This is a genomic window from Ochrobactrum sp. EDr1-4, from assembly GCF_049199085.1.
In the GTDB taxonomy this organism is placed as follows: domain Bacteria; phylum Pseudomonadota; class Alphaproteobacteria; order Rhizobiales; family Rhizobiaceae; genus Brucella.
Genome location: NZ_JBLZOF010000002.1, coordinates 917,335 through 935,225 on the forward strand (window position 1 = coordinate 917,335; position 17,891 = coordinate 935,225).

Here is a 17,891-nt window from a genome sequence, read left to right on the forward strand (position 1 = left end):
TCAAACATTGCTGATCTATGCCACAAGGCGGGGCAGCAGATAACTTTAGTAAGGTAAGTCAAATGAAGACTACAGGTTTGTTCAAAGCCCTGTTCGTTTCGGCACTGGTTCTCACAACTGCTTCTGCACATGCAGAAGGCAAGAAGTGGGACAAGATCACGATTGCGACCGAAGGCGCTTTCCGTCCGTATAACTTCACAAAGCCAGACGGCACGCTGGATGGTTACGAAGTCGATCTCTACAAAGATCTTTGCGCACGTATGAAGGTTGAGTGCACGCTGGTTGCACAGCCTTTTGACGGCATCATTCCAGCGCTCAATGCTGGCAAGTTCGACGCGATCATGGCTGGCCTCACCGCTACGCCAAAGCGCGAAGAAACCATTGACTTCACCGTTTCTTATGGCCTGACACCACAGACCTTTGCAACGCTGAAAGACAGCCCTTTTGCCAAGCTGCCCCACACTGGCGAAACGCTTTATCTTGCTAAAGACGAAGCTGCGTCCCAGAAGGTGATTGATGAGGTTGCAGCTGAAATCAAGGGTCGTACCGTTGGCGTTCAGACCGCTTCGCTCGGTCTTTCGCTTCTCGACAAGTATTTCAAGGATTCAACCGACATCCGCGAATATAAGACCACTGACCAGCACGATCTAGACCTGAAGTCCGGTCGCGTCGATCTGGTTGTTGCTTCGCTTGCTTACCTTTCGGATGCTGCCAAGAAGCCAGGCAATGAAGACCTCGTCATGACTGGTCCTTTCTTCAAGGGCGGCATTCTGGGTCGTGGTGTTGCTGTTGGCATTCGTAAGAACGAGCCAGAACTTCAGGCGATGTTCAACGAAGCCATCGAAGCTGCCAAGGCTGACGGCACGATCAAGAAGCTTTCCGAAAAGTGGTTCGGCTTCGACGTAACGCCATAATCGAGATAATATTTTTGTTTGAAGCGCCGCCCTTTGGGCGGCGTTTTGGTTTTTACTGGGTTTATGGCCTCGGTTTTCAGTGAACAAACACGTGTTGCGACACGACCTTCTATCGAAACACAAGAGTATCGACATCCGTATGTTTTGCGCGGCCTGAAGGATTTGATGATGGGCGGGATTGATGCCGCGAAAACTGATGGCACAATCAAACGACTATCGATGAAATGGTTTGGGTTTGATGTGACACCATGACCATCAGTTTTGGCCACTGGTTCAGCGAAAACCGCGTTTCGATTGGCTATCTGCGGTAGCGTATTGAAAAACTATACCTTATTGTTTGGGAGATTATACATAAGAGTGTTTTGACGAAAGCAGCGCTTGATTGACTGATGATTTTGCTCATACGGAATTGATTGCAGCACTTTGTGCAGTTACTGGCGAACAGCCTCGTATTATGACTGTTCGGCAAGGCATTGCTCTCCCTTCCGGCCCGTTTGAATCGGAGCATAGGTCTCTCCAATCCGGATTGCGCGCCTGGGTGCAGGCCGAAACGGCCCATCCTGTTGGTTATCTTGAACAGCTCTATACATTTGCTGATCGTGATCGGCATAGACAGGGAGAGCGCATAATATCAATCAGCTATCTTGGGCTTGTGCGGGAGGTCGATGTTGCCTCGCATCAGGCGAGCTGGCGCGGCTGGTACGATTATTTGCCATGGGAAGATCACAGGCAGGGCGTGCCAGATGGCGTCCATCAATTGAGTGATCGTCTCACGGCATGGGCGCATACAGCCAAATCTGCGGATGCTGTATCGCAGCGGCTAAGGCGTGTAGCATTTTCGTTTGGGCTTAATGGCGAGCGCTGGAATGAAGATCTTGTGCTTCAGCGCTATGAGCTTCTTTATGAGGCTGGGCTCGTAAGCGAGGCCGGTATCGCGAGTGCTCAAAATGGGCAGCATATGTTTGCCGATCACCGTCGTATTCTGGCGACGGCCATTGCGCGGTTGCGTGCCAAAATCAAATATAGGCCTGTTGTTTTTGAATTAATGCCCGATAATTTTACACTCTTGCAACTTCAAAGAACTGTTGAAGCGCTGGCTGGTTTACGTCTTCACAAGCAGAACTTTCGTCGTTTGATTGAGCAACAGGACTTGGTTGAGGAAACGGGCGAAAGCGATAGTGAAACTGGTGGGCGTCCCGCCAAACTATTCCGGTTTCGTTATTCGATTGTTGAGGAACGGGCACTGACCGAGCGGCATCTTGCTGGGAGCAAGCTGCCTTTATCGCGGGAATAGGGCGTATCCCGAAAAGTATGGAACGGCTTTCGCCCCCAGATGCGCGCTAAACAAAAATTTAGAGCGCTTCATGATGATTTCAAACGGTGTTGCGAGCAGATGTTAGCCGCGAGAAATTCATTATTTCCGCTTCGTAACGCTGGTGAACGGGTTGCTTTATGTGATGAATTATTTCGCTAAAATTACTATGATGTTAGCGCTAATAAATATTTTTATAAATATGTAAAATACTAGGGACGCCGGTTAAATATTTGGATAATTGTATATGTAAGAGATGTAAGCCTAAACTCGAGGGAATTAGCTCTAATGTTAAGCATTCGTAATGGCAATAACAGGCTGTTTATTACGCTGGCTGTCATTATGGGTGCGTTGTTTTCCATTTTCTTGGGGCAGCTTGAATTGGTTCGCCTTTCCTATGCCCAGCTAAGCGAATATCGCGATACTCTTCTCTCGCATGCAATCGACGTTGCTAATGACGGTAAGAATACACTGTCCGCCCTCAATAATCATAATAGCAAAATATGCTCTGATGACGATTTAACAGCAATGCGGCGCATTGCGTTTAACTCCCATTTTATGAGTGATGTCGGGCGTGTACAAGACAATCACTTGTTATGTACCGCTTTGTGGGGGCGGCTTTTGCAACCTGAACCTTTGCCGCCTTCTGATAAAGTTGTGAAGGATGGGCATCAACTATGGGTGAATGCTACAAATATCGGCCAACATTCCAATGGCGTTGACATGCTTGCGAAGGGATCTTCCATCACCTTCACATCGCCATTTGCCTTTGAGAACTCCGAGCGGCTGAAAGATAATTTGAGTGCCTATGTCATCAGCCATGATGGCCAGCATATCTATCGCTCATTTGGCGATGCAAGTATCTTGCAGACCTTTAAACCCAACAAACTGGCTTGGTACGATTTGCGTTCGCGTCGGCTTGTATCCAGTTGTTCTGATGCTGTCGATATATGCGTTATTGTCGGGCGGTCTGGCGTGAGCATGTTGCAGCAACCGATTGGCGTGTTGTTGACGATCGGGGGCCTGGGTGCAGTGGTCGGTGGCGTGCTTGGTATCGCTGCGGTGCGCTGGCGGCGCGGACATTCATCATTGCCACAACAGATCAAACGATCAATCGCCCTTGAGCGGTTTAATGTCGTCTATCAGCCTCTTGTTCGATTGCGCGACGAGAAAATCGTGGGCGCTGAGGTGCTTGCTCGTTTATATGACGATCTCAAAAATCCGATCTCTCCAGAGGTGTTTATTCCAGTTGCAGAGGAGATGGGCATTATTGGCGATGTAACGCGCCTGGTTATACGAAATGCGCTCAATGAGATGGTGTCTGTCCTCAAAGCAAACGAGGATTTTTATCTCAGTATCAATGTATCTGCCGAAGATGTGTTGGATATGTCATTGCGTAATTTTCTTGATGAGGAGGTGAAGCGCCATGATCTGTCGGCGCAGCAAATCATATTGGAAATAACGGAACGCTCAACAGCCCACCACAATCATCTCATCGAGGGAATGACGTCGTTTAACCGGCTTGATTATAAGTTCTTCATTGATGATTTTGGCACGGGTTATTCCAACCTGGCTTATCTGGCAAAGTTGCCTATCGACGGTATCAAAGTGGATAGGATGTTTACACAGGCCATTGGAACCGAGGCGGTCAGCGCCGAGATTGTTGAGAATATCTGCAATATTGCACGGCGTCTGGACTTGAAACTGGTCGTCGAAGGAATAGAAAAGCCTGAACAATCGGCCTATGTGCTCAAGCTGCATTCAGACGCTGTTGGACAAGGGTGGCTGTTCGGCTATCCGGTTTCGGCGGCGGATTTTCAACAGGGAAAATATGCCAGCCAAAATGCGGTTCTATGACGGCGCATTGGATTAGTTCGAGACCAAAAACACCGTCGTTCTGGATTTAAAGCCGCGCACCTCCGACACTTTAGTATCATTGGATTTAACCTGAAGGTGCGACATTTTGTCAAAAAGTGATTTTTTTTGCTTTGATTATGCAAAAAAAGCTGCTCCCAAACGTCTTACTAATTAGAGATGCGTTGTCGGCTCATAATAGCCTGCAAATCTTGCCGAGAACAGGAATGACTAAATATGACTGACGTTACGACATTAGAGAAGCCAATTGTGCTTTCACGTTCCAAGCGCTTGAAGGCGCGCACAACTGGCACTCACGAGCGTCTCGATCAGAGCATCATGGCCTGTGATCCTTTTGCAAGCCGTGAACGCTATTCCCTGTTTGTAAAAGTGCAATACCAGTTTCACCGCGATATTGACGCGCTTTATGATGATTTGCAGCTCGACGCAGTGCTTCCAGATTTGAAGGGGCGCCGCCGTTTTGAACTGGTTGCTCAGGACTTGCGCGATCTTGGGTTTAATTTGCCTGCTGATGATGGTGAGCCTGCTTTCTCCGAGGCCAGTGAAGTCGATCTGCCAACGGCTCTTGGTTGGCTCTATGTTGCCGAAGGTTCAAACCTTGGGGCAGCGTTTTTGCTCAAGGAAGCACTGAAGCTCGACCTTTCTGAAGAATTTGGAGCCCGACATCTCGCTGGAGCGCCAGAAGGTCGTGGCCTTCATTGGCGCAGTTTCACAGCAGCGCTTGATTCAATTGACCTCACTCATGCCGAAGAAGAACGCGTTGTTGCCGGTGCAGAAGCTGCCTTTCGCCGCGTTCATGCCTTGGTGCGCGAAGGCTTCCGCGATCTGATCTGACCCTGCTGCGGCGATGATGGATGGGCGTATCCATTTCAGGAAACCAGAGGCATAATCCAGGATTCACTCTGTCGGCATTGGTTGCGAATGGTTTTCTTTATCGGTGATGCGGCTCCGGGGCGCGCAGAGCTTTGAGATCAACGACGATATAAAGTAAAGATTGTTGCAATGCGATTTACCAGACAAGCTGAGCTTTCGATTGAACTCCTTGTGCTTTGTGCAAGAGCCGCTGGCGATAATGCGGTGACAACCCGCGATGCAGCAGAAGCGACCGGAACGACAAAAGATCACGCAGCGCAGATCGTGTCGGACTTGATTCATCACGGCTTTTTGGTTGGAACACGAGGGCGCGGAGGCGGCATTCGTTTGGCCCGCCCAGCACATACAATCAATGTTGGCACGGTGTTGCGATTGGTACAGCCCGGTTTTGAGGATCATGCGCAGGCATCAGAGCAAGCTGGTTCCAATTCGGCTTTCGGAATGTTGCTGCAAGCTGCAATGCGCTCTTTTGTGGCGGCCTTTGACGACTTCACCATTGCTGACTTGAGCATTGAGACGAGCGATGGGCGGCTTGCTTGTCTTGATTGCGATCTGCGTAGTTTAATCAACCACGGTCAGATGTTATCCGAGCTTCGTCGCAGCGACGAGCATAGCCAGTCGCCCGCTCTGGTCGACTGACTATTATTGTCATACATTCGTGGCGTTCTTTCGACGCTAAAATATCCCACTATTTTTACCAATGTGGCGGGCTGTTCATATGAAAACGCTGGAAAATTTCCATACTCAGATAGTCTTCGTCAAAGCTTGCAACTTGAGTAAGAACTGGCTTGTTTAAAAACTCGACCACATTGTTACGGAAGCTAAGCAGCTGATTGCTGCGTAATTCGCGTAGCATTCTATTGATATGAATAGATGTTAGCCCCAATGCGTCACCCAATTCCGTTTGGGTGAGGGGGCAGTAAAAAGATACGTCATTGCCGGTGCCGTTTAAACGCGCACGATGGCCAAGTTCCAGTAACAGATGTGCGACCCGAACAAGCGCACTGCGTCGCCCAATGCTGATGACATGTTCGACAAGAATAGCGCGTTGTCGCGACATAAGTTCGATAAAGGTCATTGCAAGTCGCGGCGATTTCACCAAACACTCGGTCAGGTGATCAAGAGAAAGCTCGAAGACGGAGAGTTCTGTCACGGATAGAAAAGTATAATAATTAAATCCGATCCCAGTCCGGAAGCCAAGAAAATCGCCTTTCATTGGGAAGTCTAGGATTTGACGATCGCCATCGACCAAATCACGATAGATACAGCCCCACCCCGCTTTAACGATATGGAGTGAGTTTGCCCAGTCGCCCTGACTGCTGACGACACTATGGGGAGCATAGGTTTTTACGGAAACTGGAAGTGCACCGAGAATCGCGTAGTCGCTTTCCTCAAAGGCCGCACGGATAGGTGGGCTTTCCAGAAAGTGGCGCAGCGTTTTTGAATCGTCAGTATTAACCATCATGGGCACTTACCCTGCCGCTGCTTGAACAGCATTTGGAGACTGATTCTGTGGCGCTTCATTTTTTTGAAGTTTTGGAGAAGTCTGCACGCTTAATAAGTGTCAGTGAGCGTGGATATTTTGGCAAGGTAGTAAATTCTACCACTAATTGCGTATGTTTCTCGTATTTTACTAAACCATATTTCACATAACTGCCTAATCTAGGTTAATGACACTGCACTAAAATTCGGGCAATCTTTTAATCAATAAAAGCAAAAACAAGAATTGATTACGGGGTTATCAATATATCTCAGAAAAAATAGAAAACAGGCAGCCGCCGCGCTTCATTTGTCGAAAATTGAAGGCAATGAATCATGCGCATAAATCGGTTTCGAGGGCGAAAAAATGAATGTTTCTCCGCATTTTAACAGCAGAACAAGTGAAATAAAAAATAATAGTCACGTTATGCCGAAAGATGCACCTTTCAAATCAGAGGATTCTTTCGACAGTCTGTTACCATTACTTGTTATCATCGATAATCGTGCGTTGGATCGTGAATGTCTGGCGCATGGGCTGACAAATCACAGTGTTGAGATGTCTATTGCAACCTTCAGTTCTTTTGAACAATGGCAACATCAGCGTCGCGGCCGAACCGTTGGCGCGGTCCTGTTCAATATCGGCGGACAAAAGGTTTCCGACCCGGCTGTGGGAAACTATCTCAACCGCATCGTCAGTGACTGTGCACCGGCTCCAGTTATTATCCTTGCAGATAAAGAAGACATTTCGCAGGTGCTCAAAGCACTCGATTACGGTGTCAAGGGCTATATCCCGACATCGGTTAATGTGAATGTGTGTGTGGAAGCGTTACGCCTTGCCATGGCGGGTGGAACATTTGTTCCTGCAAGCAGTGTGCTGGCTCTGCGTCATGCCACTGATCCCAATTCGCACAGGCTTCAGCCCTTGGGGGGCATGTTCACCCAGCGTCAGGCGGAAGTGGTTAATGCGTTGCGTCGCGGTAAAGCCAACAAGATCATTGCTTATGAACTGAAGCTGCGTGAAAGCACTGTAAAGGTTCATATCCGCAACATTATGAAAAAGCTCAAGGCGTCCAACCGAACAGAAGTCGCTTGTATTATCAATGAGTTGTTCCCTTCGGAAACGTCCTTTTCCGACATTCAGTAAGACGGCCACACAACGGTCCTGTCTCTGAAAATGCTTGAGCGCGCGTTTTGGTCTGCATGGTGAGATCGACGTTCCAAATCCTTGTCTAACGCACATCTATATCGAAAGTCGTGTCACACGTTTCGGGATGTGCTCTGAAGGAGACTTTCAGTGATTATCTCCGACGTTTCATCAGCAAACGCGCGGCAGCCGCTGGCTGATCTGCTCGAAACGATCAGGCGAAGACGGATGCTGCTGATTGTGCCAGTGGTTGCAGGAGTTTGCATTGGTTTTGCGGGTTATCTTACCGCGCCCGTCAGTTATGTTTCGGAATCTGTGCTTGTGCTGGATATGCGCCGCGTTCAGGCGCTTCCCAATGAGAGTGCTATTACGCCTTTGCCTCAGGACAGCCCGGTTCTGCGTTCCGAACTTGATATCATCAGTTCGCGTATGATGGCCCGCAAGGTTATCGATATTTTGCAGGCCGAGAATATTTTTGTTCCGACCGAATTCCGGTCGCGTACCGTTCTGTCATCGGCATCCGATACAGCCGAGCAGCAACGTGGCGATCGTGGTGTCGACGCTGAAGCGCGCGAACGGCAGCGCATCGATCTTTTGCTTTCGCGTCTTCGCGTAAATAATGATGGTCGGTCCTATACAATATTCATTTCTTATCGTGCTTCCGATCCGGTTTATGCGGCAAAAGTTGCCAATGCGTTTGTGACGGCCTATCTGGATCATCAGATTGACGTGCAGCAATCGGCGGCCCGCCGTGTCAGCGAGTGGCTTGGCGAAAAGCTTGTTACCCTGCGCAAGAATCTTGAAGATGCTGAACGAGCCGCCGAAGATTTCCGGCAGAAATCACGCCTCGCTGGTGATCCAGGGCAGGTCAGTTTTCAGGCGCAACGTGTTGCAGCACTGAACACGGAAATCGTTGCCGCAACGGGCGCAGTGTCACTTGCAGAAGCGCGGTTGCGCACTGCTGAGCAGCTAAAAGCCAACAATGAAGCACCAGCTTTGACGGAAGTTCTGGCTTCGCCTGCCATACAATCGCTGAAAAACGAGCAGGCACGCGTTGAGCGTCAACTTGATGAGTTACGATCAAATGGTGCTTTGAAAAGCGCCGAAATTCCTGTTCTCATGGCCGAAAGCGAGGCGCTTAAGCAGCAGATCACCGCACAGGTTGATGAAATCATCAAAAGTCTCAGCAATGAAATTCAGATTGCTTTGCAACGGCGCACAGGTCTTGAAGCTGCGCTGAAAAGTGCTGAGGCTGAATTGGGTGAAGCCAATCAGGCACAGGTAAGTGCTGTACAGCTTGACCGTGAAGCCAACGCCAGCCGTACGGTTTATGAAAGCTATCTCACGCGCTACAAGCAGCTGATTGAGCAGGACGGCATCGCTGTGGCCGAAGCACAAATGATTTCGGCCGCAGAACCTGCGACGGCGAAAGCCAGTCCAAATCTCGCAAACTGGCTGTTGCTTGGTTTGGGGTTGGGTGCCATGGTTTCACTTTTAGGCACTGTCCTGAGAGAAACTTTCGACAAAATCCGCCCGGCACAAACCGCTTCCTTTGCACTGCCGGGAATTCCGGCGGCAACATTGCTCCCGCTATCTAGTCACCTGACTGTACCGCTGCTTGTTAATCGTGGGCTTGATCCAACCAGTCCTTTTGGACGCGCAATCAAGTCGGTTTATGATCGTCTGCGGGTACTCACGCGCGGCCGCGATTCACTTGCCCTTTCGGTGGTGTCGCTGACGGAAAATGAGGGAAAAACTCTGCTGATTACAGCGCTTGCGCAACAGTTTGCAGCTTCGGGGGTTGCAGTCGCTGTCATCGACGCGACCAACCGCCATTCGAGATTATCAGAAGCTTTTGGATTGCCGGTGAATGAGGATGGCTTTGCGCTGCCTGACCGTCAGCTTTCTGGCGCGACACTTATCCATGATCATGGTTCGGGTATCGATATTATAACACCGGGTGATCAGCGTCAGGAAGGTGAGTGGCTTTTGGATCTGATTGTTCAGCTTCGCGTCGATCATAAAATCATTCTCGTTGATCTGCCAGCAGCTATGGAAGACAAGCGCACCGTTCTGCTGTCGCGTGCGACTGACACGACCCTTCTGGTCGTGCAGCCCGATCAGAAAGACCATTATGCAAACCATGCGCTTATCCAGACGATGGCTTTAATGGGACGCAAACCGGCGCTCGCTGTCGTCAATCAGTTTTCAACCTCTTATCGTAGCTGGCTTAATATCGCTTTGGCCTATTGCTGGCCCATGGCCAGACGGAGCAGTGCACGCCTGCGTGCTGCGATGAACCGGCGTCATCAGCCCGCCAACAATGCAGAAGATCAGGTTTGAGGGGGCAAAATGTTAGAGAAACACTCTCGTTTGATGTCGCGCTTCAGGACGGCGATGCTGTCGGGCTTCATTATTCTTGGTTTAAGCCATGGAGCCTTTGCACAAGAACAAGTACCGGCTCAAGCTCAGGCCTATCGCATCAGTCCGAACGATGTTTTGCAGGTCACGGTTTACGGTCAGCCTTCTTTGACAGGGCTTTATCCGGTCGATGTGGACGGCAATATTGGCTACCCGGTGGTTGGAAACATCAATGTCAGCGGTCTCACGACGCCGCAGATCAGCGAAAAGATCGCAGCCTCACTTTCCCAGCATATTCCGGGACTGACAGTTACGGCAGCAATCAATCAATATGCGCCGGTTTTCATCGTTGGTGATGTCAAAGCGCCCGGGAAATACGAGTTTCGTCCGGGAATGGTTGCGCTGCAACTGATGGCATTAGGCGGAGGTGCTGGCAAAGGCGAGGCGCCGGCTGTGACTGCAGGAATGCAGCTGATTACGGCTCAACAGGAATATGCTGATCTGCAAATGCAGATCACGACGACCAATATTCGGCGTGTCCGGTTGCAGGCAGAGCTGAACGGCACGGAGTTTAAATATGACCTGCCGGATCAGCCCGCCGCGAACAAACAGGCCAATGCCCTAAGCCAGCATATGCTTGAAGGTGAAAAGACGCTGTTCAATGTTCGTCGTAATAATCTGGCTGCAGAACGGCAGGCATTGGAAGCACAAGCGGCCAGTTACGGGGATGAAATTCAAACACTTCAGCAGAGCATGAAGCTCCATGATGCCGAAATCCAGTTGCTGCAAGAAAATGTTGATTCAAGTAAGTCACTGGTGGATCGAGGTTTGGCTGCAAAATCCAATCTTCGTGATATGGAACGCGATCTTTCTGCAACCCGCCGTGATGCATTGGAACTGGCATCGTTTCTGGCGCGCGCAAGGCAAAACCAATTGGCCGTTCAACAGCGTATCGCCAATCTGGAAGAAGTGCGCAAAAGCGAAGCAGCGACGAGCTTGCAGGAATTGGACCTCAATATCGCGCGTATGGAACTGCGCGCCAATGCGCAGCTTCAGACTATGGCAGAAATTGCCAAGTCTTCAGGCAATATTTCATCGTCCGATATGCGTCAAAAGCTGGTTTTTACCATCAGTCGCAATGTCAAAGGAACGTTTGAGGAGATTGTCGCCAACGAACGCACCGAAATTAAGCCCGGTGATATTCTGCGTGTTGAGCTGGATATGAGTAAGTTGACCGGATCACCGTCATAAATATATGATTTTAATTCGACTTTACCAAAAGGCGCTTCACGTAATGAAGCGCCTTTTGGTAAAGGAAATTTGGCTTTTAAGCGGCCTCAGAGTTAGAATTTTCGTTGGCCCAGGCACTGTAAACCTCTGTAATCCCGTCTTTAAGACGAATGTTGGGCTTCCAGCCGAGTGCTCGCATTTTTGATGTGTCGAGAAGTTTGCGCGGTGTACCATCCGGTTTGCTCAGATCATATTCCAGCCAGCCTTCAAAGCCAACAACATCGGCTATTGTCAAAGCAAGGTCACGGATCGAAATCTCTTCGCCAGAACCGATATTGATTGGTTCGATACTATCGTTGAAACGCAGCAGATGCACGCAAGCATCTGCAAGATCATCGACATGCAGAAATTCGCGCAATGGTTTCCCGCTGCCCCAAAGCGTAATGTGGTCAGCGCCGTTGATTTTGGCTTCGTGAATACGACGCATCAAAGCGGGCAAAACATGCGATGTATCAGGATTGAAATTATCATTAGGGCCGTAAAGGTTTGTTGGCATTGCTGTCATGAAGTGATTGCCATACTGGCGTGAACAGGCTTGCGCGTATTTGAGCGCTGCAATTTTCGCAATGGCATAGGCTTCATTGGTGGGTTCCAGCGGCCCTGAGAGCAGTGCGGGTTCACTAAGCGGTTGAGCGGCATCACGTGGATAAATACAGCTTGAACCGAGCCAGAGCAGGCGCTCCGTGTTCGACAGATGCGCTGCACGAATAATATTCATGCCGATAGCGAGATTGTCGTAAAGAAAGTCTGCCGGATATTGCGCGTTGGCAAGAATGCCACCGACGCGGGCAGCCGCAATAACAATCACGTCGGGTTTGTGCTGCGCGATAAATGCTTCGGTTTCGCTCTGACGTGTCAGGTCGAGATCACGATGCGGACTGGTGATGAGGTCACAATCTTCAGATTGAAGCCGTCTTATAATCGCTGATCCCACCATGCCGGTATGACCTGCAACGAATATTTTCTTACCGGATAGCGAATAGACAAAACGCGGGGTTGCATCAGCCGTAAAAGTCATTGCGTCCTGCCTCTCGCATGATGTTTCGCATATCCCAATCGACCATTTCGGTGACAAGGTTTTCAAAGCCAGTCGTGTGCTGCCAGCCAAGCCGTTTCTTTGCCTTGGAAGCATCGCCCAAAAGGAAATCCACTTCATTGGGCCGGAAATAACGCGGGTCTATTTCAATCAGACACTGGCCGGATTTTCGATCGAGACCGATTTCATCAACCCCATCGCGGTGCCATTCAATCTGTTTGTCGACAGCTTTGAAAGCATGTTCGACAAATTCGCGCACGGTATGGGTTTCGCCGGTGGCGAGTACATAATCATCGGCCACATCGTCTTGCAAAATGCGCCACATGCCTTCGACATAGTCGCGTGCGTGGCCCCAGTCGCGCCGGGCATTGAGATTGCCCAGCCGCAGCTTGTCTTGCAGGCCGCGCTCAATAGCTGCTACCGCACGCGTGATCTTGCGCGTTACAAATGTTTCGCCGCGCAATGGGCTTTCGTGATTGAACAGAATGCCGTTTGAGGCATGGAAATTATAAGCCTGACGGTAATTCACTGTGGTCCAGTAGGCGTATAGTTTTGCGGTCGCATAAGGGCTTTGAGGCGCAAATGGCGTTTGCTCGCTTTGCGCATGCGGCGAACTGTTGCCAAACAGTTCTGAGGTTGAGGCCTGATAGAAACGGCACGTATTACCAAGACCCAGAATGCGCATGGATTCAAGCAGCCGAAGTGTGCCGAGCGCATCCGTATTGGCGGTATATTCCGGCGTTTCAAAACTCACCTGAACATGGCTTTGCGCGCCGAGATTATAAATCTCGTCGGGGCGGACTTCCTGAATAACCCGGCAAAGATTTGTCGCATCGGTCAAATCGCCAAAGTGCAATTTGAACCTTATGTCCTCATCATGGGGGTCTTGATAGAGATGATCAATACGCGAAGTATTGAATGAAGAGGACCGTCGTTTGAGCCCGTGTACGCGGTAGCCTTTGTTGAGCAGTAGCTCGCTGAGATAGGCGCCGTCTTGTCCTGTCACGCCAATGATGAGAGCTGTCTTTTCCTGCAAGGTCTTGCCTCCGACCATAATTTGATAGCCTCATGATAGCGATTTGGCTGCGCAACATAACGGCTTCAAAACGGTAAGCGTCGCGCGTTTTATTCCACTTAGGATGAGCATGAGAGAGCGCCGAACATGCGCTGTTTCACCCAAAGAGGTAGGCATCTCGCCCGCTGTGTGTGTTCCCTATGCCATTGGGCTTCTTGCGAGGTGGGAGCAGGTACCGCCATGCTGTTGGTAACCAAAGCTACGGGGAACCAAAGATCATGCGTGTTGTGCTTGCAAACCGGTATTTCTATCCCGATCAGTCAGCGACGAGCCGGATGGTGACAAGCCTTGCGCATGAACTTGTGCGCGAAGGTATCGAAACAACAGTTCTTGCCAGCCGCAGCTATCACGAGAAAGGCCGTGAAGCACTTCCGGCCCGCGAGATGATTGACGGCATTGATGTGCATCGCATCTGGACATCGGGCTTTGGTCGCGGAAAGCTTGTCGGGCGCGCGGTTGATTACGCAACATTCCACCTTTCTGCTGCCGCATGGTTTGCGGCTCATGCGAAAAAAGACGATATTTGTGTCGTCTGCACAGACCCACCTCTGCTTTCAGTTTCTGCCGCTTTGCCCATCCGGCTGCGTCGCGCTCGACTTGTAAACTGGGTCATGGACCTGTTTCCCGAAACAGCTATTGAGCTTGGCCTGATGAAACATCAGGCCGCATCAGGCAGGCTGGCGGTTGCATTGCGCAATTGGTCGATGCGTCAGGCAGCACTGACCATTTGCCCAATTGAGCGCATGGCAAGTTTTTTGCAGGACAAAGGAATTCCGTCGGAGAATCTGGCGGTGGTTCATCACTGGGCCGATAAGAACGAAATCTTACCTGTTAGCGCCGACGAAAACGCGTTGCGCCAAGCATGGGGTTTGAGCGAAAAATTCGTGATTGGCTATTCGGGTAATTTTGGCCGTGCACATGAATTTGCCACTCTGCTTGATGCGGCAGAGCAACTTCAGAGCGTTCCCGATATTGTCTTCCTGATGATCGGTGAAGGGCAGCAGCGCGGATATGTTGAACGCGAGATAAAACGCCGCCGACTAAACAATGTCGTCATGAAGCCTTTTCAGCCGGTGGAGCAACTTTCCGAAAGCCTCGGCGCGGCTGATGTGCATTTGGTGTCGCTTAAGCCTGAGCTTGAACATTGCATCGTACCAAGCAAATTCTATGGCGTTCTCGCCGCCGCTCGCCCTACAATTTTCATTGGTGATCCCGATGGCGAGATAGCGAATGTTGTGCGTGATTTTCATTGCGGTTTGTCGCTATGTCCGGGTGAAGTCGAGATGCTGATAAGCTCGGTGATGTTGCTTAAAAACTCCCAGCTGAACCGCAATACCATGGGCAACAATGCCCGCTATCTCATGGAAACGGCCTATTCAAAAGAAATAGGGGCTGCCGTCTGGCAGTCGGCGGTCGGACGCATCGGTAAGAAAAGCGAGCTTAGCGCTATGCCCGTTCTCGACAGACCGTCTCACGTGGGGAAAATGTGATGGCCACAAACAATATGACGAATGGCTCGTTTGTTGTCAGTCAGCTAGGCGCACGGATGCATTATGCCGTACCGCGCATCTTCGCCAGTCATCAAAGGCTCGCGCATTTTTATACCGATATTTGTGCCCAGCAGGGCTGGCCGAGACTGCTGAATGGTTTGCCTTCATCAATGCTGCCTGCCTCGGTGCGCAGGCTTGTTGGGCGCACGCCACAGGATATTCCGCAAGACAGAATGACGACATTTCCGACCTTCGGCCTTCATTCAGCGGTTCGCAGACTGTCGCATCAGACGGGGCCAAAATCCACTGCCAATGCAATTTGGGCTGGCGAGACGTTTGGTAAACTGGTTGCAGCACGTGGATTTCATGGTGCAAGCGGGGTCTATGCGTTTAGCGGCGAGGCTTATGAATTGTTGAGCGCTGCAAAAAAGCAGGGGCTTTGGACGGCTGTCGAACAAATGATTGCGCCGCGTGGTGTTGTCGATCAGCTGGCTTGCGAGGAAGAGATACTCAATCCAGACTGGCAGCTATCGGCTGCGGATGATGAAAATGCAGATGCTTTCGCGGCCAGAGAAAAAGCAGAGTGGGCGATTGCCGACGCTGTGATCTGCCCGTCAGATTTTGTCGCGCATCATGTCATTGAAGCGGGTTGTGACGCCGAAAAAGTGGTCGTTGTACCCTACGGTGTCGATGACCGGTTTAAGATCGGTGAAAGCCGACGCGTGCCGGGGCCGTTGCGTGTTTTGACCGTAGGTGCTGTGGGCTTGCGAAAAGGTTCGCCCTATGTTGGTGAGGTCGCTCGCAGGCTCGCCGGTCGGGCGCAGTTTCGGATGGTCGGACCAATAGATATTCAGCCTGAAGCGCAGGAAAAGCTTAGCAAGTGTGTCGAACTGACCGGACCTGTCCCGCGCATCGAAATGCGTGCACAATTTGAATGGGCGGATGTGTTTTTACTACCCTCTTTGTGCGAGGGTTCGGCCACCGCTTGTTATGAAGCGCTGGCTGCTGGTCTTCCGGTGATTTGCACGGACAATACCGGCAGTGTCGTGCGTCACGGAATTGATGGCTACATTGTTCCTATTCGCGATGTTGATGAGACCGTTCATATTCTGCGCGAATTTACCGGTAGTCCCGGCACGCTTGCAAGAATGAGCGAAAATGCACGCGAACGTGCACGTGACTTTACGGTTGCGCGCTATGGCGAGCGGCTGGTTGAGGCTTTATCGCAATATTCATCAGGGGCTGCTTCATGAAAATTATTCATGTGATTGGGTCTTTTGATCCGGCCAAAGGTGGGCCGCAGGCGGTCGTTGTGCGTCTTGCTGCGGCGCAGGCATCGTTCGGACATGATGTGACGATTGTCAGTTACAGCGACGATGAGGTTAATCATCGTGCGCGTAAAGCAACAGCAGAAATCCCTGACTTTGATAAGGTCAGAACGTTTTTGCTGCCGATGCCGGATTTTCGTGAAAAGCTGCTGGGTAGCCGCGCAGCACGGGCGATTGGCCCACTTATTCGTAACGCGGATTTTGTGCATATGCATGGGGTGTGGGAGACCAACTTGTTGCGAGCAGCCATGCTCTGCCGCCGCTATCATGTTGCTTATTGCATATGTTGTTGCGGGATGCTCGATCAGTGGAGCATGCAGCAAAAAGCTTGGAAAAAGCAGCTCGCGCTCAAGCTTGGCTTTCGCAAAATGCTTAACGGCGCAGCCTTTATTCAGGCGCTTAATCAGGACGAGATCGAGCTGATGCGACCGCTGGGATTGAAACCGCCGTCCATCATTATTCCCAACGGAATTTTCTTGAATGAAGTCGAGGGTGGCGAAGGCAACCGGGCTGGATTGCCCGAACGACCTTTCATACTTTTTCTGTCGCGGCTGCACTACAAAAAAGGCCTCGATATTCTGGCGGATGCCTTTCGTAAGATTGCCCCGCTGTTTCCTGAAATCGATCTTGTGGTTGCGGGGCCAGATGGCGGTGCGGGAGCTGGTTTTCGCGACAGCATCGAACAAGCCGGTCTTGAAAGCCGTGTGCACATGGTGGGCGGGCTCTATGGTCCGGCAAAGATTGCAGCGCTGAAAAATGCCGCCTGTTTTTGTCTTCCGAGTCGTCAGGAAGGGTTCAGCGTTGCCATCACAGAAGCGCTCGCTTGCGGTGTGCCGGTGGTTATCACCGATGCCTGTCATTTCCCGGAGGTCGCGCAAGCGGGTGCAGGCGTTGTGTCTGCGGTTTCCGCTCAGTCTGTCGCAGCAGGCTTGATCGAAGTGTTGGAAAACCGTGATCGTGCGGCACAAATGGGCGCTGCGGGAAGCCGCCTTGTGTGTGAGAATTATACATGGCCGCGCATTGCACTTCAGACAATCGACGCCTATCAAAAGGCGCAGCTACCAAAAGCTGGAACAGTCTCTGGCCGTGGAGGCCTTAAAGTCGTTGCTCCGGCTTAACTGGCCGTTCTGCGTCTGGCGCGCACTGGCTTTGCCGGGTTGCCCACATAGACCATCCATGGTTCCATGTCGCGAAAGCTGACGGCTCTCGCGCCCAAGACAGCGCCTTCGCCCACACTCACTCCTGGTCCGACAAAAGCTTCTGCTGCGATCCATGCACAGGGGCCAATTACAATGGGTGCTGCGGTCAATGGGAAGTCGTGCTGATCGATATTATGTCCGGCTGTGCAAAGATGTGCGCGTTGCGAAACAATCGCATAAGGCGCAAGCGTCACGGGTGCCACATTGTAACAAAGCGCACCCGGGCCCAGCGATGAATGTGCATCCATCACCAGATTTGCAGGCCACCAGATGCGCGCGCTGCCGCGCACAATAGCGGTTTTATGGATCGATGCTCCGAATGCCCGCAAGACTGTACCGCGCCAGCGCCAGAGAAATGACGGTGTCCATGCGGCCAGCATAAGCCATGTCATTTGCCAGCAAAGACGCTGGATGCGATGGCTGAGTGTGAAGGTTGCTCCACCTTCCATAGGACTGGAGGATTCTTTTCGGCCGTTTATTGCAATGCGGGGATCTGATCGTGATGCAGTGGCCAT

At 51.0% G+C, this 17,891-nt stretch carries 16 protein-coding genes; 12 read left to right on the forward strand and 4 right to left on the reverse strand.

The features are described from left to right. Positions 1–62: 62 nt before the first annotated feature. The 6 genes from ACOZHT_RS10575 to ACOZHT_RS10600 all read left to right on the forward strand — a co-directional run bounded on the left by ACOZHT_RS10575 (position 63) and on the right by ACOZHT_RS10600 (position 5,613). Positions 63–914 carry a transporter substrate-binding domain-containing protein gene (locus ACOZHT_RS10575; RefSeq protein WP_339513369.1) on the forward strand — a complete coding sequence of 284 codons (852 nt, stop codon included), beginning with the start codon at positions 63–65 and terminating at the stop codon, positions 912–914. Positions 915–932: 18 nt separating this feature from the next. Beyond that, positions 933–1,166: a hypothetical protein gene (locus ACOZHT_RS10580; protein WP_421565678.1), complete on the forward strand. Its 234-nt coding sequence runs from the start codon at positions 933–935 to the stop codon at positions 1,164–1,166. Positions 1,167–1,296: 130 nt separating this feature from the next. Next, positions 1,297–2,208 (forward strand): NUDIX hydrolase, encoded by a 912-nt coding sequence (locus ACOZHT_RS10585; RefSeq protein ID WP_339513370.1) that lies wholly within the window; start codon positions 1,297–1,299, stop codon positions 2,206–2,208. A gap of 360 nt (positions 2,209–2,568) precedes the next feature. After that, complete coding sequence (locus ACOZHT_RS10590; protein WP_339513371.1) at positions 2,569–4,083, forward strand: EAL domain-containing protein; 1,515 nt, start codon at positions 2,569–2,571, stop codon at positions 4,081–4,083. 234 nt (positions 4,084–4,317) lie between these two features. Continuing rightward, the gene (locus tag ACOZHT_RS10595) at positions 4,318–4,935 is read left to right on the forward strand and encodes a biliverdin-producing heme oxygenase (protein WP_339513372.1); all 618 of its coding nucleotides are present in this window, start codon (positions 4,318–4,320) and stop codon (positions 4,933–4,935) included. 168 nt (positions 4,936–5,103) lie between these two features. Beyond that, positions 5,104–5,613: an Rrf2 family transcriptional regulator gene (locus tag ACOZHT_RS10600; RefSeq protein WP_339513373.1), complete on the forward strand. Its 510-nt coding sequence runs from the start codon at positions 5,104–5,106 to the stop codon at positions 5,611–5,613. A gap of 55 nt (positions 5,614–5,668) precedes the next feature. On the opposite strand, the gene ACOZHT_RS10605 is transcribed toward ACOZHT_RS10600, so the two are convergent. Beyond that, positions 5,669–6,439: a Crp/Fnr family transcriptional regulator gene (locus ACOZHT_RS10605; RefSeq protein WP_339513374.1), complete on the reverse strand. Its 771-nt coding sequence runs from the start codon at positions 6,437–6,439 to the stop codon at positions 5,669–5,671. Positions 6,440–6,880: 441 nt separating this feature from the next. Between ACOZHT_RS10605 and ACOZHT_RS10610 the strand changes: the two genes are divergently transcribed. The 3 genes from ACOZHT_RS10610 (at position 6,881) to ACOZHT_RS10620 (ending at position 11,209) form a co-directional block, all read left to right on the forward strand. Beyond that, the gene (locus tag ACOZHT_RS10610) at positions 6,881–7,597 is read left to right on the forward strand and encodes a response regulator transcription factor (RefSeq protein WP_339513375.1); all 717 of its coding nucleotides are present in this window, start codon (positions 6,881–6,883) and stop codon (positions 7,595–7,597) included. A 150-nt stretch (positions 7,598–7,747) separates the two neighbouring features. Beyond that, positions 7,748–9,940 (forward strand): exopolysaccharide transport family protein, encoded by a 2,193-nt coding sequence (locus ACOZHT_RS10615; RefSeq protein ID WP_339513376.1) that lies wholly within the window; start codon positions 7,748–7,750, stop codon positions 9,938–9,940. A gap of 9 nt (positions 9,941–9,949) precedes the next feature. After that, a complete protein-coding gene (locus ACOZHT_RS10620; protein WP_421565679.1) occupies positions 9,950–11,209 on the forward strand; it encodes a polysaccharide biosynthesis/export family protein in 1,260 nt (419 codons plus the stop codon). 76 nt (positions 11,210–11,285) lie between these two features. Here ACOZHT_RS10620 and ACOZHT_RS10625 read toward each other — a convergent pair whose 3' ends face one another. Both ACOZHT_RS10625 and gmd read right to left on the reverse strand, forming a co-directional pair. Next, positions 11,286–12,266, reverse strand: coding sequence for a GDP-L-fucose synthase (locus ACOZHT_RS10625; protein WP_339513378.1), 981 nt, complete (start codon positions 12,264–12,266; stop codon positions 11,286–11,288). Then, complete coding sequence (gene gmd, locus ACOZHT_RS10630) at positions 12,250–13,320, reverse strand: GDP-mannose 4,6-dehydratase (RefSeq protein ID WP_339513464.1); 1,071 nt, start codon at positions 13,318–13,320, stop codon at positions 12,250–12,252. Before gmd ends, ACOZHT_RS10625 begins: the two co-directional genes overlap by 17 nt. A gap of 257 nt (positions 13,321–13,577) precedes the next feature. On the opposite strand from gmd, the gene ACOZHT_RS10635 reads away from it, so the two are divergent. From ACOZHT_RS10635 to ACOZHT_RS10645, 3 genes are read left to right on the forward strand one after another with little or no spacing between them, the layout of a single operon-like run. Beyond that, positions 13,578–14,849: a glycosyltransferase family 4 protein gene (locus tag ACOZHT_RS10635; RefSeq protein ID WP_339513379.1), complete on the forward strand. Its 1,272-nt coding sequence runs from the start codon at positions 13,578–13,580 to the stop codon at positions 14,847–14,849. Between the two features lie 14 nt (positions 14,850–14,863). Beyond that, positions 14,864–16,102 (forward strand): glycosyltransferase family 4 protein, encoded by a 1,239-nt coding sequence (locus tag ACOZHT_RS10640; RefSeq protein WP_339513466.1) that lies wholly within the window; start codon positions 14,864–14,866, stop codon positions 16,100–16,102. Continuing rightward, positions 16,099–17,295: a glycosyltransferase gene (locus ACOZHT_RS10645; protein ID WP_339513380.1), complete on the forward strand. Its 1,197-nt coding sequence runs from the start codon at positions 16,099–16,101 to the stop codon at positions 17,293–17,295. Before ACOZHT_RS10640 ends, ACOZHT_RS10645 begins: the two co-directional genes overlap by 4 nt. On the opposite strand, the gene ACOZHT_RS10650 is transcribed toward ACOZHT_RS10645, so the two are convergent. Continuing rightward, positions 17,292–17,891, reverse strand: a complete 600-nt coding sequence (locus ACOZHT_RS10650) for a putative colanic acid biosynthesis acetyltransferase (protein ID WP_339513381.1) — start codon at positions 17,889–17,891, stop codon at positions 17,292–17,294. The genes ACOZHT_RS10645 and ACOZHT_RS10650 overlap by 4 nt on opposite strands.

What these genes read in the sequence shown, in the direction of transcription:
- ACOZHT_RS10650 (WP_339513381.1), bottom strand. Translation starts at nt 17,891, where the DNA reads ATGGCCACTGCATCACGATCAGATCCCCGCATTGCAATAAACGGCCGA.
- ACOZHT_RS10590 (WP_339513371.1), top strand. Translation starts at nt 2,569, where the DNA reads ATGGGTGCGTTGTTTTCCATTTTCTTGGGGCAGCTTGAATTGGTTCGC.
- ACOZHT_RS10620 (WP_421565679.1), top strand. Translation starts at nt 9,950, where the DNA reads ATGTTAGAGAAACACTCTCGTTTGATGTCGCGCTTCAGGACGGCGATG.
- ACOZHT_RS10625 (WP_339513378.1), bottom strand. Translation starts at nt 12,266, where the DNA reads ATGACTTTTACGGCTGATGCAACCCCGCGTTTTGTCTATTCGCTATCC.
- ACOZHT_RS10610 (WP_339513375.1), top strand. Translation starts at nt 6,881, where the DNA reads ATGCCGAAAGATGCACCTTTCAAATCAGAGGATTCTTTCGACAGTCTG.
- ACOZHT_RS10595 (WP_339513372.1), top strand. Translation starts at nt 4,318, where the DNA reads ATGACTGACGTTACGACATTAGAGAAGCCAATTGTGCTTTCACGTTCC.
- ACOZHT_RS10645 (WP_339513380.1), top strand. Translation starts at nt 16,099, where the DNA reads ATGAAAATTATTCATGTGATTGGGTCTTTTGATCCGGCCAAAGGTGGG.
- ACOZHT_RS10640 (WP_339513466.1), top strand. Translation starts at nt 14,864, where the DNA reads ATGACGAATGGCTCGTTTGTTGTCAGTCAGCTAGGCGCACGGATGCAT.
- ACOZHT_RS10635 (WP_339513379.1), top strand. Translation starts at nt 13,578, where the DNA reads ATGCGTGTTGTGCTTGCAAACCGGTATTTCTATCCCGATCAGTCAGCG.
- ACOZHT_RS10605 (WP_339513374.1), bottom strand. Translation starts at nt 6,439, where the DNA reads ATGATGGTTAATACTGACGATTCAAAAACGCTGCGCCACTTTCTGGAA.
- ACOZHT_RS10575 (WP_339513369.1), top strand. Translation starts at nt 63, where the DNA reads ATGAAGACTACAGGTTTGTTCAAAGCCCTGTTCGTTTCGGCACTGGTT.
- ACOZHT_RS10600 (WP_339513373.1), top strand. Translation starts at nt 5,104, where the DNA reads ATGCGATTTACCAGACAAGCTGAGCTTTCGATTGAACTCCTTGTGCTT.